Annotated in this window: 12 protein-coding genes; 3 read left to right on the top strand and 9 right to left on the bottom strand. The window is 54.6% G+C overall.

The genetic code is table 11. The features are described from left to right. Position 1 precedes the first annotated feature (1 nt). On the top strand, positions 2 to 1,198 hold the full coding sequence (locus B3B59_RS14595) for a Bcr/CflA family multidrug efflux MFS transporter (protein ID WP_046884717.1): 1,197 nt from the start codon (positions 2 to 4) through the stop codon (positions 1,196 to 1,198). Between the two features lie 333 nt (positions 1,199 to 1,531). After that, positions 1,532 to 1,876: a YejG family protein gene (locus B3B59_RS14590; protein ID WP_040074760.1), complete on the top strand. Its 345-nt coding sequence runs from the start codon at positions 1,532 to 1,534 to the stop codon at positions 1,874 to 1,876. A gap of 3 nt (positions 1,877 to 1,879) precedes the next feature. On the opposite strand, the gene yejF is transcribed toward B3B59_RS14590, so the two are convergent. From yejF to B3B59_RS14545, 9 genes are all read right to left on the bottom strand, one after another. Beyond that, positions 1,880 to 3,469, bottom strand: coding sequence for a microcin C ABC transporter ATP-binding protein YejF (yejF, locus tag B3B59_RS14585; protein ID WP_286809417.1), 1,590 nt, complete (start codon positions 3,467 to 3,469; stop codon positions 1,880 to 1,882). A gap of 1 nt (position 3,470) precedes the next feature. Next, positions 3,471 to 4,496: an ABC transporter permease gene (locus B3B59_RS14580; protein WP_286809416.1), complete on the bottom strand. Its 1,026-nt coding sequence runs from the start codon at positions 4,494 to 4,496 to the stop codon at positions 3,471 to 3,473. Beyond that, a complete protein-coding gene (locus B3B59_RS14575; protein ID WP_046884720.1) occupies positions 4,496 to 5,590 on the bottom strand; it encodes a microcin C ABC transporter permease YejB in 1,095 nt (364 codons plus the stop codon). The genes B3B59_RS14580 and B3B59_RS14575 overlap by 1 nt, the downstream gene beginning before the upstream one ends. Positions 5,591 to 5,598: 8 nt before the next feature. Next, positions 5,599 to 7,404 carry an extracellular solute-binding protein gene (locus B3B59_RS14570; RefSeq protein ID WP_286809415.1) on the bottom strand — a complete coding sequence of 602 codons (1,806 nt, stop codon included), beginning with the start codon at positions 7,402 to 7,404 and terminating at the stop codon, positions 5,599 to 5,601. Between the two features lie 77 nt (positions 7,405 to 7,481). Beyond that, the gene (locus B3B59_RS14565) at positions 7,482 to 9,038 is read right to left on the bottom strand and encodes a cyclic di-GMP phosphodiesterase (protein WP_286809413.1); all 1,557 of its coding nucleotides are present in this window, start codon (positions 9,036 to 9,038) and stop codon (positions 7,482 to 7,484) included. Positions 9,039 to 9,236: 198 nt separating this feature from the next. Next, a complete protein-coding gene (gene mepS / locus B3B59_RS14560; RefSeq protein WP_040074767.1) occupies positions 9,237 to 9,806 on the bottom strand; it encodes a bifunctional murein DD-endopeptidase/murein LD-carboxypeptidase in 570 nt (189 codons plus the stop codon). Positions 9,807 to 10,217: 411 nt separating this feature from the next. Next, entirely contained in the window at positions 10,218 to 10,934 is a 717-nt protein-coding gene (locus B3B59_RS14555; protein ID WP_212477817.1) for a phosphatase PAP2 family protein, read from the bottom strand. 33 nt (positions 10,935 to 10,967) lie between these two features. After that, entirely contained in the window at positions 10,968 to 11,954 is a 987-nt protein-coding gene (locus tag B3B59_RS14550; RefSeq protein ID WP_286809412.1) for a CobW family GTP-binding protein, read from the bottom strand. Between the two features lie 119 nt (positions 11,955 to 12,073). Beyond that, positions 12,074 to 13,546, bottom strand: a complete 1,473-nt coding sequence (locus B3B59_RS14545; RefSeq protein ID WP_286809411.1) for a mannitol dehydrogenase family protein — start codon at positions 13,544 to 13,546, stop codon at positions 12,074 to 12,076. A 206-nt stretch (positions 13,547 to 13,752) separates the two neighbouring features. On the opposite strand from B3B59_RS14545, the gene uxuA reads away from it, so the two are divergent. After that, positions 13,753 to 14,943 (top strand): mannonate dehydratase, encoded by a 1,191-nt coding sequence (gene uxuA, locus B3B59_RS14540; protein WP_040074771.1) that lies wholly within the window; start codon positions 13,753 to 13,755, stop codon positions 14,941 to 14,943. Positions 14,944 to 14,964 lie beyond the last annotated feature (21 nt).

The raw sequence follows: 14,964 nt of genomic DNA, 5'->3' as shown, positions 1-14,964 counted from the left end.
TGTGACCAACAGGCCACACTCGTCATTTAGCATTGTCTTTATCCTTGGCCTGCTGGCCATGCTGATGCCGCTCTCTATCGATATGTACCTGCCCGCACTGCCGGTCATTTCCGAGCAGTTCGGCGTACCGGCAGGCAGCGCGCAGATGACCCTCAGCACCTATATTCTCGGCTTTGCCGTGGGGCAGTTGCTATACGGACCGATGGCCGATAGCCTGGGGCGCAAACCGGTTATCCTCGGCGGTACCCTGGTGTTTGCCGGTGCGGCCGTTGCCTGTGCGCTGGCGCAGACCATTGACCATCTGATTGTCATGCGTTTCTTCCACGGCCTGGCCGCTGCCGCTGCCAGCGTGGTGATTAATGCCCTGATGCGCGATATCTACCCGAAAGAAGAGTTCTCGCGCATGATGTCCTTCGTCATGCTGGTCACCACTGTGGCGCCGTTGATAGCGCCGATGGCGGGTGGGGCTGTGCTGGTCTGGTTTAGCTGGCACGCTATCTTCTGGATCCTGGCGCTTGCGGCGCTGCTGGCGTCGGCAATGATCTTCTTCTTTATCAAGGAAACCTTGCCGCCTGAACGTCGACAAAAGTTCCACATCCGCACCACGCTCGGCAACTTCGCATCGCTGTTTCGTCATAAGCGGGTGCTGAGCTATATGCTGGCCAGCGGATTCAGCTTCGCGGGGATGTTCTCATTCCTGAGCGCCGGGCCCTTTGTTTACATTGAACTGAACCACGTCTCACCGCAGCATTTCGGCTACTACTTTGCACTGAACATCGTCTTCCTGATTGTGATGACGCTGATCAACAGCCGCTTTGTCCGCCGCGTTGGAGCGCTGAATATGTTCCGTGCCGGGCTGTGGATCCAGTTCGCCATGGCAATCTGGATGGTGGTGACGGCATTCTTCGATGTGGGCTTCTGGTCGCTGGTGGTGGGCGTGGCGGCGTTTGTCGGTTGCGTCTCCATGGTCTCGTCGAACGCGATGGCGGTCATTCTGGATGAGTTCCCGCACATGGCGGGCACGGCGTCGTCGCTCGCCGGGACCTTCCGCTTTGGCATTGGCGCCATTATCGGTGCGTTACTGTCGATGGCCACCTTCAACAGTGCCTGGCCGATGCTCTGGTCCATCGCTTTCTGTGCGACGGGCTCCATTCTTTTCTACCTCTATGCCAGCCGACCCAAAAAAACGGTTAAATGACGCACAAAAAAGGGTTCCACAGGAACCCTTTTTTGACACATATCAACCAAAACGTTCATCCCGGTCTCCTTGTTTGTTTCTTTTATGTAAAATCTATTTATGTAAAAAGTCACATCGTTGTAGTTAAAAAGGTTGAGTTAGATCGCAGAAACGGGTACATATAGCGCCGTTGCGAACCTGAAACTCATACAAAAAGCCCTGAGAAATAAGACGCTAACGCCGATGATATCTGGCTGTAACCGCTTTCTCACTAAAAACAGGGCAGGTGAGTAATGATGTGTTACTATAAATGTAAATAGATTGTGAAGTATATTTTGCTTCCGGGGAACAAACGTGGATACATTACAGCTCTCCATCGTCCATCGCTTGCCGCAGAGCTATCGCTGGTCGGCGGGTTTCGCAGGTTCGAAAGTTGAACCGATTCCGCAAAGCGGGACGAACTGCGATAACTGCCTGGTGGCGCTTAAATTGCTCAGTCCGCAAGACGAAAACGCATGGCCGGTAATGGAAAAGCTCAGCCAGGCGCTGACTGACATTGAACTCGACAGCTCCGTGCTGGAGTGCGAGGGCGAACCCTGCCTGTTCGTGAAAAGTCAGGACGAATTTGCCGCCACCTGCCGCCTGAAAAATTTCGGCGTAGCCATTGCTGAGCCGGTGTCTGGCCAGAATCCTTTCTGAGTGTCAACGTAACGCCAACAGCTGGCGGGTATATGCCTGCGTCGGCGCGGCAAACACGCGCTGACACTCTCCCTGCTCGACAACCTCTCCCTGACGTAAAACAATAACCTGATGGCAAAGCGCCTGCACGACCTGCAGGTCATGGCTAATGAAGATATACGCCAGCCGATACTGCTGCTGAAGATCTTTCAGTAACGCCAGAATCTGCGCCTGCACAGTGCGATCCAGCGATGACGTCGGTTCATCAAGGATGATCAGCTCCGGTCGCAGGATCAAGGCGCGGGCAATGGCAATACGCTGTCGTTGTCCACCGGAAAAGGCCCCCGGATAACGTTGCCGGGTTTCGGGATCCAGCCCCACCTCGCCCATTACCCGAATCACCTCGGCTTCTCGCTGCGCCGGGGTGAGCGCAGGCTGGTGTACGCGTAACCCCTCTTCGATAATCTGCAGAACATTGAGTCGCGGGTTGAGTGAGGAGTTGGGATCCTGGAAAACCACCTGCATTCGATGGCGCAACGGAAGCATCTGACGGCGATTGCGGTCATGCAGCGTCTTACCATCGAAAGTCATCTCACCTTGCGACGTAATCAGCCGCAGTAGCGCCAGCCCGGTGGTGCTTTTACCGGAACCAGATTCCCCCATCAGCCCCAGAGTTTCACCTGCACGAAGGGTAAAGCTGACCTTGTTCAGCACCCGTTTGCTATCCACCTCCCGGCGTAAAAGACCCTTACGTATCGGGAAGGCCACCGACAAGTTATTTACGGTGAGTAGCGTCGGGGCATTTTCTGCCAGCGGAACAGGGCCGCCAGCGGGTTCACTATCAAGGAGTCGTTGCGTGTAGGGATGTTGCGGAGCACTAAACAGGGCAGGGGCGCTGTTCTGCTCGACGCAACGCCCGCTTTGCATCACCGCGACCCTATCGGCAAGCTTTTTAACGATGCTGAGATTGTGGGTGATAAACAGCAGGCTCATGTTCAGCTCGTCGCGCAGTTCCCGCAGCAGTTGCAGGATCTGCGCCTGTACCGTGACGTCCAGCGCCGTGGTGGGTTCATCGGCAATCAGCAGTTCAGGGCGGGTGAGCAGGGCCATGGCAATCATGACGCGCTGGCGCTCTCCTCCCGAGAGCTGATGCGGGAAGTCAGAAAGCCGTTTGGCCGCGTGACGAATGCCGGTGCGCTCCAGACAGTCGAGCATCTCGCCGCGCGCGGCCTCTTTACGCATCCCCCGATGCAGAGAGAGCACTTCATACAGCTGTTTTTCAAGGGTATGCAGTGGGTTGAGCGAGACCATCGGCTCCTGGAAGATCATCGCGATTTTATTGCCTCGCACGCCGCGCAGGGTACGTTCATCGGCATGCAGCAGTGACTGCCCCTGAAAGAGAATATCGCCCTGGGGATAGATGGCCGGTGGCGAAGGCAGCAGGCGCAGCACTGAGAGGGCCGTAACGCTCTTCCCCGAGCCCGACTCACCCACCAGCGCCAGCGTTTCTCCCGGATCGATATGCAGCGAGAGATCGCTCACTACCGGACGCGTTTCGCCCTGCTGACGAAAAGCGATGGAGAGGTTATCAATATGCAGAAGGGGCTGCGTCATGTTACACCGCCTTGTTGGGGTCGAAGGCATCGCGTACCGCTTCGCCAATAAAGATCAGTAACGACAGCAGCAATGCTACCGAGACAAACGCGGTGATCCCAAGCCAGGGCGCCTGTAGGTTATTTTTGCCCTGCAATAACAGTTCCCCCAGCGATGGCGATCCCAGCGGCAGGCCGAAACCGAGAAAATCGAGAGAGGTCAGGGTAGTGATGGAGCTGCACATAATAAACGGCAGGAAGGTGAGGGTAGCCACCATCGCATTGGGCAGAATGTGGCGGAAAATAATCCCCCGATCGCCCACCCCCAGCGCCTGCGCGGCACGGATATAATCAAAATTACGGGTACGCAAAAACTCAGCCCGTACCACGCCGACCAGCGCCATCCAGCCGAACACCACGGTGATGGCGAGTAACCACCAGAAATTCGGCTGCACTACGCTTGAGAGCAGAATGATCAGAAACAGGGTCGGCATGCCCGACCACACCTCAATAAAACGCTGTCCCCAGAGGTCGATTTTGCCGCCGTAATAGCCCTGAAGGGCGCCCGCCAGTATCCCCAGAACGCTAGAGAAAAGGGTTAATAGCAGGCCGAACAGAATCGAGATGCGGGTGCCATAGAGAATGCGAGCCAGTACGTCGCCGCCGTTGGCATCGGTGCCTAACCAGTTCTGACTGGAGGGGAGAGAAGGAAAGGGACGGGTAGTGGCAAAGTTAATGCTGGTGGCGCCAAAACGAACCGGCGCCCACAGCGCCCAGCCGTGGTTATCGAGCTGCGCGCGAAGCCACGGGTCCTGATAATCTGCCGGGGTGGCGAACGGGCCGCCAAAGTCGCTCTCACTGTAGTTATTTATCGCTGGCAGATACCAGCGGTCGTTAAAATGGACCAGCAGCGGCTTGTCGTTAGCCACCAGTTCAGAGAACAGGCTCAGAATAAAGATCACCGCAAAGATCCACAGCGACCAGTAGCCGCGGCGGTTGTGGCGAAAACGGGCCCAGCGGGCCTGGTTTATGGGGCTTAGGCGTAGCATCAGCGGCCCTCAAAATCGATGCGTGGGTCGACCAGCGTATAGCTGATATCACTGATGATATTCAGCAGCAGGCCAATCAGGGTGAAGATATAGAGCGTGCCGAACATCACCGGGTAGTCACGGGAGAGCGTCGCTTCGTAGCCCAGCAGGCCGAGGCCGTTCAGGGAGAACATCACCTCTATGAGCAGCGAGCCGGTGAAGAACATGCTGATAAAGGTGGCCGGAAAGCCCGCGATGACCAGCAGCATGGCGTTGCGGAATATATGCCGCCACAGAATTTTGCGCTCGCTCACCCCTTTCGCCCGGGCGGTGACCACATACTGTTTGCGGATCTCATCAAGAAACGAGTTTTTGGTCAGCATGGTGAGCGCGGCGAAGCCGCCAATGACCGTGGCCAGCACCGGCAAGGTGATATGCCAGAGGTAATCCGTCACTTTCTGGTACCAGGGCAGAGAGTCAAAATCCGCCGAGACCAGCCCGCGCAGCGGGAAAAGGTCGTAATAGCTGCCTCCGGCAAAGAGGACGATCAACACTACGGCGAAAAGGAAGGCCGGAATAGCATAGCCGATAATGATAAAGGTACTGCTCCAGGTATCGAAACGGCTGCCGTTATAGACCGCCTTGCGAATACCCAGCGGGATAGAGACCAGGTAGATAATCAAGGTACCCCATAGCCCCAGGGTGATGGAGACGGGCAGACTCTCCTTGATCAGTTGCAATACCGAGGCGCTGCGGAACAGGCTATTACCAAAATCGAAGCGCGCGTAATCCCATAACATTTTGAAATAGCGTTCATGCAGCGGTTTATCGAAACCGTAGCGCTGAGTGATCTCGGCGATCACCTCCGGATCGAGGCCGCGTCCGCCGCGATAGTGGCTTTCACTGATATTACCCACGCCGGTACGGGCATGGCTGGCGCGCATCCCTTCGCCACCCCCTCCCGGCAGGCTGTTGCTGCTACCCATTTCGATAGCGGCTATGGCCTGATCCACCGGACCACCGGGGGCAATCTGCACGATAAAAAAGTTGATGGTGATGATGGCCCACAGGGTGGGGATCACCAGTAATAAGCGACGAATCAGATAAGCGCCCATAACCTTCCTTACCGTCGCTCGGCGGGTAATTTCGCCGCTTTGTTCACGTCATACCACCAGTTTTCAAAACCGAGGGCGTAAACCGGACGTACCGCCGGGTGAGAGAATTTGTCCCAGCTGGCGACACGATCCTGTGCCATATACCACATGGGCAGCATGTAATAGTTCCATGTCAGAACCCGGTCGAGCGCCCGCCCGAGCGGCAGCAATTTCTCTTTATCGCCCTGGGCGTCAACGATCCGGGCGATAAGCGCGTCGAGGGCCGGGCTTTTTACTCCCGGGGAGTTATAGGTGGAGTCGATATATGCCGAAGCCCAGGAGAGCTGCAGATCGGAGCTTGGCCATGGCATCGCCCGCCACAGGCGCGGCATCATATCGTAATCGCGGCTACGCATGCGGTTGGTGATTTGCGAATTATCGACCTGACGAATCGTCATCGTCACGCCCAGGCGTTCGAGATTGTGCTGGAACGGCAACACCCACTGATTATTGCCGCCGGAGGGAAGTAGCAGCTCAAAGGTGAGCGGTTTCCCGGTCTGGATATTAACGCGTTTCTGATTTTTTAGCGTCCAGCCTGCTTCATCCAGCAATTTACTGGCTTTAAGCAGGTTGTTGCGATCGTAGCCGTCGCCCTTTGACACCGGCGGCTGATAGACGGAGGTAAAGACCTCGGCCGGGATTTCACCCTTGAGCGGAGCGAGCAGCGTCAGCTCAGCGGCGTCCGGATACCCTGTTGCGGCGTACTCCGTATTTTGAAAATAGCTGTTCACCCGGCTGTAGGCTCCGTAGAAGAGCGCTTTATTCATCCATTCAAAGTCGAAAGCGAGGGTAATGGCTTCGCGCACGCGTCGGTCGGTAAAGACGGAACGCTGGATATTAAACGCCAGCCAGCGGGTGTCCTGCGCCGAATCGCTCTTAAACTCATCTTTAACGATATAGCCGCGCTCGAAATTTCTGCCGGTGTAGCGGGTGGCCCAGTTTTTGGCGCTGCTCTCAAGGCGCATATCAAATGCCCCGGCCTTGAAGGCCTCAAAGGCGACATTATCGTCCAGATAATAGTCATAGCGCAGGGTGTCGAAGTTCCAGCGGCCGCGGTTAACAGGCAGGTCGGCGGCCCAGTAATCTTTTACCCGTGACCAGATGACATACTGCCCCATACGCCAGCTGGTAATGCGATACGGGCCGCTGGCCAGCGGCGGCGTGGAGATAGGATCGCTGAGTTTATGATTTTTCCAGAATTTCTCTGGCATCACCGGCAGGGAGAAGAGGCTCAGCATATCCTCTTTATTGGGCTTCGCCAGCTCAATACGCACCGTAAGCGGCGCGATGGCTTTAACGGTGGTGCCTTTATAGACCAGTCGGAACTGGGGTACCCCTTCCGTCATAAATTTATGAAAGGTAAACTCGACGTCACGGGCGCTGACCGGTGTCCCATCATGAAAGCGCGCTTTCGGATTGAGCGTAAGCTCCACCCAGGAATAATCATCAGCGTAGCGTGCAAACTCAGCGACCAGAGGATAGTAGCTGCCGGGTTCATCGTCCGAGGTAGTGAAGAGGGGATCGTAAAGTGATTCAGTGCGTTCGGCGGCCACGCCGCGCAGAGCATAGCGGTTGAAGTTATCAAAGGTACCGATAACGGAAAGGGTAGCCTTTCCCCCTTTTGGCGCCGCCGGGTTGACGTAATCGTAGTGATCGAAATTGATGGCGTATTTCGGCTCGCCGATGACGGCGAACGCGTAGCTCTCTTTGATGGTCTGCGCCTGACAGAATCCACTCAGCGCTACAAGCAGTAGCATCATTACGCGCAATATCATTCCGCTACGCATTCCTTATTATTAGCTGGCCACCCGATGATCATTGAATAATAAGTGACGAGGCGACCGTTGTGCAATTATTCACGACTGAGCCCGGGATCTTCTTGCCACGTCAGCAGCGCGTCCAGCGGCATAGGGCGACTAATCCAGTATCCCTGTAAGAAATTGACGCCATGTTCCCGCAGCCACTTTGCCTGCTCGGCTGTTTCTACCCCTTCCGCCACGATGATCATATTCAGCCGGCGCGCCAGGGTAATGACCGCGTCGAGGACGGGGGAGGTAACCGTTTCCATACCGATGGTGTTGACGAACCCACGATCGATTTTGAGATAGTCCATCGAGAAGCGCTCAAGATAGATGAGCGCGCTATGCCCGGTACCAAAGTCATCAATCGCCACTTCAAAGCCTTCATGATGAAGCCAGTCGAACAGCCGGGCCGCTTCGCTGTGCTGCAGCATATTGCGCTCGGTAATTTCAAGCACGACCTGGAAGTGATTCGGCGGTAGCGAGGCGGCAAATTTACGCATGTCTTCTTTAAAACTTTCGGCATGCAGGTGGCCTGGAGCAATATTGATCCCCAGTTTTGCACCCGGTGGTAGCCGTTTTTTCAACATTGGCGCATCGCGCAGTATCAGGTCAAAGAGGTGCAGCGTCAGAGGGACGATCAGCTTTTGTGCTTCAGCAAAGTTGATAAACGCATCAGGCGGGATCTCTCCGGCACCCGGATGACGCCAGCGCATGAGTACCTCTACGCCAGTCATTTTTAGATCGTTGGCATCTACAACCGGCTGATAGACCACATAAAACTGATCCTGCTTAATGGCCGTCAGGATCTCTTTTCTTGGGTTAGCCCGCGCCATCGACAGGTAGTAGCAGACAACCGCACTGCTGATGCCGCAAATCACGCCAAACAGTAATGCAAACAGCAAGTCTTCTCGCGTCCAGGCTTCGGCGTAGAGATTTATTTGCAGCGGCAACTCTTCAATGCGGGTGGACCGTATGGGTGGCGTAGTTAATTCGTTGGTATGCAGCAGGTGATCGGCATAGGTTGAAAAGGCGGTGTTTCCTACCACCAGCGCAATGGCCGCAAACTCATCCTGGCGGGCGGTATATAAAAGATAAGGGGTCAGGTTGAGGTTAATTGACGTAAAAATGCCGCCATCGTTTACCAGCGGGTTACGGTACCACAGCACAATGGCGGATTTATTCGGCATCATTGGGGTGCCGGGGACCAGCGCCATATCGATTGGCTTTTTCAGATCAATTTCGGGAACCAGATCCGTAAGGGGGGTGTTCATCGGCCCGGTGGCCGAAGAGCAAAAAGCGATTTTGTCTTTCACCAGCAGAAATGCGCGAACGTTCAGGCTAAAGGCCGCGCGCGAGGTCAGCTCTGAACCCACATCCTCACATCTATTCAAAGTCATGGGTTGCAGCTGGTCGACAGAGGTACGCAGCTCGGTGAAATAGCTCTCCATATACAGTCGAAGATCGACAATCAGGTTATCGAACCTTACCGCGCGTTTATGGTAACTGGAAAAAAATTGCAAACCGCCGCAGAGCAGGGCGATAAACAGGCCGGTAAGAAGGCTAATGATCAGCACTTTACGGCGGGATGAAAAGTAGCGGGTGAACATTGATGTTATCAGATCCTGATTTGCCGCCCCCGTCTTCATGACGGCTAAATTCATGCAGTTACACGACTATAGCCTGGATTGGCTTTGCCGGAGAAAGGTTACGCTCTCTTGCCTGGCGATGAAACAAAAAAAAGCACCGCCGTAGCAGTGCTTTATTCAACGTGTTGTCAGCCAAGGGTAACGGACAACACGCATCGATTAACTCCGCGTCAGTACACGGCGCGCTTCATTGTAGCGCTTCTTCCAGTAAGGCTCGTTCATACTGGAGATCATCACACCGTTGCTGGTGGATGCGTGGACGAACTGATCATTACCGATATAGATGCCGACGTGTCGGCCGGTCGAACCTGCGCGGAACAGGACTAAATCGCCGGTGCGTAAGCTGGTACGCGAAATCGACTTGCCCATCTCCTGCTGTTCATAGGTTGAACGCGGAAGTTCTAAACCAAACTGCTCACGGAAAGTACGCTGTACGAAACCGGAACAATCAATACCTTTTTTGGTGCTGCCACCCAGGCGGTAACGGACGCCTTTCCAGCTGGCATACTGGTCCATAAGTCGGGATTTCACATCCAGATTACGTACCATTGTTTCAAATTCATCCTGAGAGGCTTGCAGTGAAGAGGCGTCTTCTGACCCCACAACACGCGTCTCAGGATGCATATTCTTCGCGGTATTCGTTGTGCTACAAGCAGAAAGCAGAACCGCAACTGCAATCGCCGGGATCCCCCGCAAGATATATCTCAAAATCGGTTGAGATTTGACCATTTTGTTTATTTTCCCTTGAAGTCCTTAACGATCAATATCGTTATAAAAATGCCAAACGTGACGAGACTAATTACCTGCGCACTTTGAGACAATTCTTTATGGTCAAATCTGTGGCGAATCGCACAAATTTTTCTGCATTAGAAATAATTACGGTGCTGGGTAAAACGAGTCTGAGAGTAACCGATTGCCGAACCCATTGCGAGTAAAAAAAGCCAATTTTTTATAAGTATTTGTGATAGCCAAATCAGGCTGATGGGAAAGGGAAATGAGGGGAGAAATCAGGCTAAAAATCACACAACTGATTCATTTGTAAGCCGATTAATGTTACAGCATGATGACATAATGTAAATTAAGCGGCCGTTAAATCGTCAGGGATCGATAACGATCCCTGACGGCGCTTAATAATTTCGGTTAGTTATTTGTTTTATTTTTGTTGAATTTATGAGGTAAGTAACGATCGAATACGGCGATTAATTTATCACTTAATGGAGTCATCAGACACCAGGGAAGACCAATCAGCGCCACAGAGAGCGACCCGACAGCAATATCGGTGAACCAGTGGGCGCCAATCATGACCCGCGGGAAAGCAAAGACCATAAAGATAATCAGGGCAACCATAAAGGCTTTACGACCGAAATAGCGCCATACTACTGCCGCAAAAATAAGCAGCATCATCCCGTGATCGCCAGGGAAACTGTCTTTCGAGGCGTCTTTCGTTGAAATATGCAGCAATTCGCTAACGCGATAAATATCAGAAAACCAGAGCGTAGGACTCGAACGTTTCACCGGAATAAGGGCAGATGCCAGTTGATTCAGCACCACAGCAATCAATAACATCACCAGCCCGATAATAATAATGCGCCGACGGCCTTCTGCCGATGCCTGGCGCCAGAACCAGAGAAGCAGACAGCCCATCGCCAGTAACGAACATCCGTCAAAAGCACGGTTATTGGTGATGGCGACCAGCCACAGGAAGGCACGACTCTCCACCAGCTTATGGTTAAAGAAGTGGAAGATGCCACTGTCCAGCGGGAACCAGAAGCCGTGGTTAACCGGCAGGTACCATGAGAAGAAGAGCGCCAGGCCAGCGACATTAAGCAGTATTATCTGGGGGAATCGTGTTTTCATCATCGTTTACTAAGCTAAGAAGTCCGGGCAACGTTAGTTGTCGGAAGTTAAACGAAGCTTCAACAGACTAGCCTGAAGTGCGTTCCAGTCGGTATTTACCGCACTAATTAGCTCTATACGGCTGTCCGGTGGAGCCACTCCCTGGGTTTCGATGAAGTAATCTTCCCCCTGGCGATTAATCCGCACCAGGCCATCTGGCGTGCGCATCACCCCTTTAACGCGATCAACCGGCGCCAGTCGCGCCCATTCCAGCAGACCGATAGTGTCGAAACAGGTGTCAGCGTCAAAAATCCATCCGCACGCCTGATGGCCCTGGCCGCTATTGAGGTTACGCCGCCAGCGCTGGTGGGCAGGCAGGCTCAGGGCGGCAAGCCCTTTCTGATCGCGATGGGAATGGTTGTGTTCCGCGCTGGCAGGCAGTTCCACCGTATTCAGGTGCGGCAGATCTAACAAGGCGATATCGATATTGCCCTGCGTTGCGTACTGCAACTGACGCTCCCCGCCGACGTGTTGCCACCAAATCTTAAGCGCCTCACGGCTTTCTGGCGTCGCCCGATCTTCTTTGTTGGCAATGATAATATCGGCAGAGGCCAGCTGATCGCGGAAGTTGTCATTTTGTACCGCTTTTTCGTCCAGCAGCTGACGCGGGTCGAGTACGCACAACGTCGCACGCAGATCGATCCAGGGTTCATAAACCGGCGAGGTGAGCAGGTCGAGGATCTGCTTTGGATGGCCGAGGCCAGTGGGCTCGATGAGCAGTCGGTCGGGTTTACCCTGTCGCAGAAGCGTGTTCAGGCCAACCTGCATCGGCAGACCATTGACACAACACATGCAGCCTCCGGGTATCTCTTTAATCATCGCGCCGCTGTCGGCCAGCAGCGCGCCATCGATACCCACTTCGCCAAATTCATTGACCAGTACGGCCCATTTTTCGGCAGGATCTTTATTGGCCAGCAGATGCAAAATTGAGGTGGTTTTGCCGCTGCCGAGAAAACCGGTGATCAGGTTAGTCTTGGTCACATGTGCTCCAGGAGTGATAACTGTAATCTTATAACAATTATCAATAATCCTGGCTGAAAAGAACAGTCATGAGAAGAGGTCACGCGAACGGAACCCTATTCCGTCCGCGTAAACCGCCATTATTGGGAAAGGTTTAGCGTATCAATGATCGCCTGGCGGGCGCCGGCGTGCTGAATACGTTGGTAAGCGTTGCTGACGGCGTCAACAAACCCGGCATCCTGCGGCAGATCCTCGCCAAAAATTTCGCTCAGGCCAAGCAGCGCCTGCACGCGCGTCTGCTCGGTACTGCTGTCGACGATAGCGCGGATTTTGTCGCTCAGGGGATCGCGTACGTCGATGGCCTGACCCGCATCATCCACGCCGCTGACGTAACGCATCCAGCCCGCTACGCCAAGCGCCAGCAGTGGCCACGGGGTGCCGCGCTGCAGGTGCACGCGGATCCCTTCCAGCATGCGCTGAGGCAGCTTCTGGCTGCCATCCATCGCAATCTGCCATGTACGGTGCTGCAGGGCCGGGTTGGTAAAACGGTCGATCAGACTGTCGGCATACGCATCCAGATCCACACCGGTAATGCGCAGGGTAGGGGCTTGTTCGGTCAGCATCAGCTGACGGGCAGCCTTGCGCAAAGCCTCGTCCTGCATGCAGTCGCTGATATGGGCAAACCCGCTGAGATAGCCCAGCCAGGCGAGGAAAGAGTGGCTGCCATTAAGCATTCGCAGCTTCATCTGCTCCCAGGGCAACACATCCTGCACAAGCTGAACGCCCGCGGCTTCCCACGCCGGGCGACCAGCCACAAAATTATCTTCAACCACCCACTGGATAAAGGGCTCACAGCTGATGGCGCAGGGATCATCCACACCCAGCACGTCAGCAATTTCCGCAAGGGAGGCGTCGGTCGCTGCAGGAACAATGCGATCCACCATCGTCCCCGGGAAGCTAACATGTTCCGCAATCCACTCAGCCAGTTCCGGCGAGCGTTTCTGCGCCATGCCCAGCACGGCGTTTTTCACTACATGACCGTTATCGGGGATGTTATCGCAGGAGAGTACGCTGAAGGGCGTCAGGCCGCGTTCGCGACGACGGTATAACGCTTCGACCAGAATACCCGGCGCCGAGTGTGGCTCAGTGGGATTTTCCAGATCGTGAAGAATACGTTCGTTCTGCACATCCAGTTTGCCGGTGGCCGGATCAATGCAGTAACCCTTTTCCGTAATGGTCAGAGAGACTATCGCCACCTGCGGTTCGCAGAACTTCTCAATAATGGCGGCCAGCGAATCAAGCTTCGCGTTCAGGCACTCATGCACCGCGCCGACGATGATGGGTTGATTCCCATCCGCCCCTTTTTCCAGCACGGTAAACAGGTGATCCTGCGCGCGCAGCTGGCTCATCAGCTTATCGCCGCTAAACAGGCTAATCTCACAGATACCCCAGTCGCCGCCCTCGGCATTCAGCACGCGATCGGTTAACAGCGCCTGATGCGCGCGATGAAAGGCACCAAATCCAAAATGGACGATGCGGGAGCGCAGTTGCTGACGATCGTACTGGGGCTGCTTAACGTTAGCGGGCAGCGTAATAGAGGCAATTGTCTTCATGAAATACACACCTGATTAACCGTTAATTAACAATGTCAGTCTAAAGTTATATGACAGCAATTTAAATTGGTGAGCCGTAAATATGCGGGAACTGTGAGTTTGATCAATCAATGAGGCGAGGCGCGTTGACCCGGCGCGTTAGACATGTATGGTAGTCGTCATTGCGTCACATTATATTGGTATAACAACTTTGCGAGGATGAAGCGATGGAACAAACCTGGCGTTGGTATGGCCCGAACGATCCGGTTTCTCTTGATGACGTGCGCCAGGCAGGCGCGACCGGCGTGGTGACCGCGCTGCATCATATTCCTAACGGTGAGGTATGGCCGGTAGAAGAGATTAAACAGCGCCAGAAGCTGCTGGCCGAAAAAGGGCTCACCTGGTCGGTCGTGGAAAGCATTCCGGTGCACGAAGAGATCAAAACCCATTCCGGGCAGTGCGCGACCTGGATCGCCAACTACCAGCAGAGCATTCGTAATCTGGCGGCCTGCGGTATTGATACAGTCTGCTACAACTTTATGCCTATCCTCGACTGGACGCGCACCGATCTGGAATACGAATTGCCGGATGGCTCCAAAGCACTGCGCTTTGATCAGATCGCCTTCGCCGCATTTGAGCTGCATATTCTGAAGCGTGAAGGCGCAGCAGCCGATTACAGCCCAGAAGAGCAGCAACAAGCCCAGGCATGGTTTAATGCGGCCAGCGCGGCAGAGATTGAAAAATTGACCCGCAATATTATTGCCGGCCTGCCGGGCGCTGAAGAGGGCTATACCCTCGACCAGTTCCGCGCGCGTCTGGCGGAGTATGGTAATATCGATAAAGCACAGCTGCGGGAAAACATGGCGCACTTCCTGCGCGCTATCGTCCCGGTGGCAGAAGAAGCGGGCGTGCGTCTGGCAGTGCATCCGGACGATCCACCGCGTCCAATTCTCGGTCTGCCGCGTATTGTCTCTACCATTGAAGATATGCAGTGGCTGAAAGAGACCGTCGACAGCATCAACAATGGCTTCACCATGTGTACCGGCTCCTACGGCGTGCGTGCCGATAACGATCTGGTGCGGATGATCGAAACCTTTGGTGACCGTATTCACTTTACTCACCTGCGCGCTACCTGCCGGGAAGAGAATCCAAAAACCTTCCACGAAGCCGCGCATCTGGGCGGTGACGTGAATATGGTGGCGGTGGTGGACGCTATCCTCAGCGAAGAGCAACGCCGCAAGAAAGCGGGCGATGTGCGACCGATTCCATTCCGTCCCGATCACGGCCATCAAATGCTGGATGACCTGCGTAAGAAAACCAATCCTGGCTATTCGGCGATTGGGCGACTGAAGGGGATGGCGGAAGTGCGTGGCGTGGAACTGGCGCTAAAAATGACCAAATATCCCGAACTGCTGTAAAAAAGAAACCCGGCGAAAGCC

The sequence above is a fragment of the Leclercia sp. UBA2479 genome (assembly GCF_002341985.1).
GTDB lineage: Bacteria > Pseudomonadota > Gammaproteobacteria > Enterobacterales > Enterobacteriaceae > Enterobacter > Enterobacter pneumoniae.
This window is presented reverse-complemented; position numbering and strand designations above follow the sequence as displayed.

Bases quoted from the DNA above. Each gene is read 5' to 3' on its own strand.
- yejF (WP_286809417.1), bottom strand. From the start codon at position 3,469: ATGACGCAGCCCCTTCTGCATATTGATAACCTCTCCATCGCTTTTCGT.
- B3B59_RS14580 (WP_286809416.1), bottom strand. From the start codon at position 4,496: ATGCTACGCCTAAGCCCCATAAACCAGGCCCGCTGGGCCCGTTTTCGC.
- B3B59_RS14575 (WP_046884720.1), bottom strand. From the start codon at position 5,590: ATGGGCGCTTATCTGATTCGTCGCTTATTACTGGTGATCCCCACCCTG.
- B3B59_RS14570 (WP_286809415.1), bottom strand. From the start codon at position 7,404: ATGATATTGCGCGTAATGATGCTACTGCTTGTAGCGCTGAGTGGATTC.
- B3B59_RS14565 (WP_286809413.1), bottom strand. From the start codon at position 9,038: ATGTTCACCCGCTACTTTTCATCCCGCCGTAAAGTGCTGATCATTAGC.
- mepS (WP_040074767.1), bottom strand. From the start codon at position 9,806: ATGGTCAAATCTCAACCGATTTTGAGATATATCTTGCGGGGGATCCCG.
- B3B59_RS14555 (WP_212477817.1), bottom strand. From the start codon at position 10,934: ATGAAAACACGATTCCCCCAGATAATACTGCTTAATGTCGCTGGCCTG.
- B3B59_RS14545 (WP_286809411.1), bottom strand. From the start codon at position 13,546: ATGAAGACAATTGCCTCTATTACGCTGCCCGCTAACGTTAAGCAGCCC.
- uxuA (WP_040074771.1), top strand. From the start codon at position 13,753: ATGGAACAAACCTGGCGTTGGTATGGCCCGAACGATCCGGTTTCTCTT.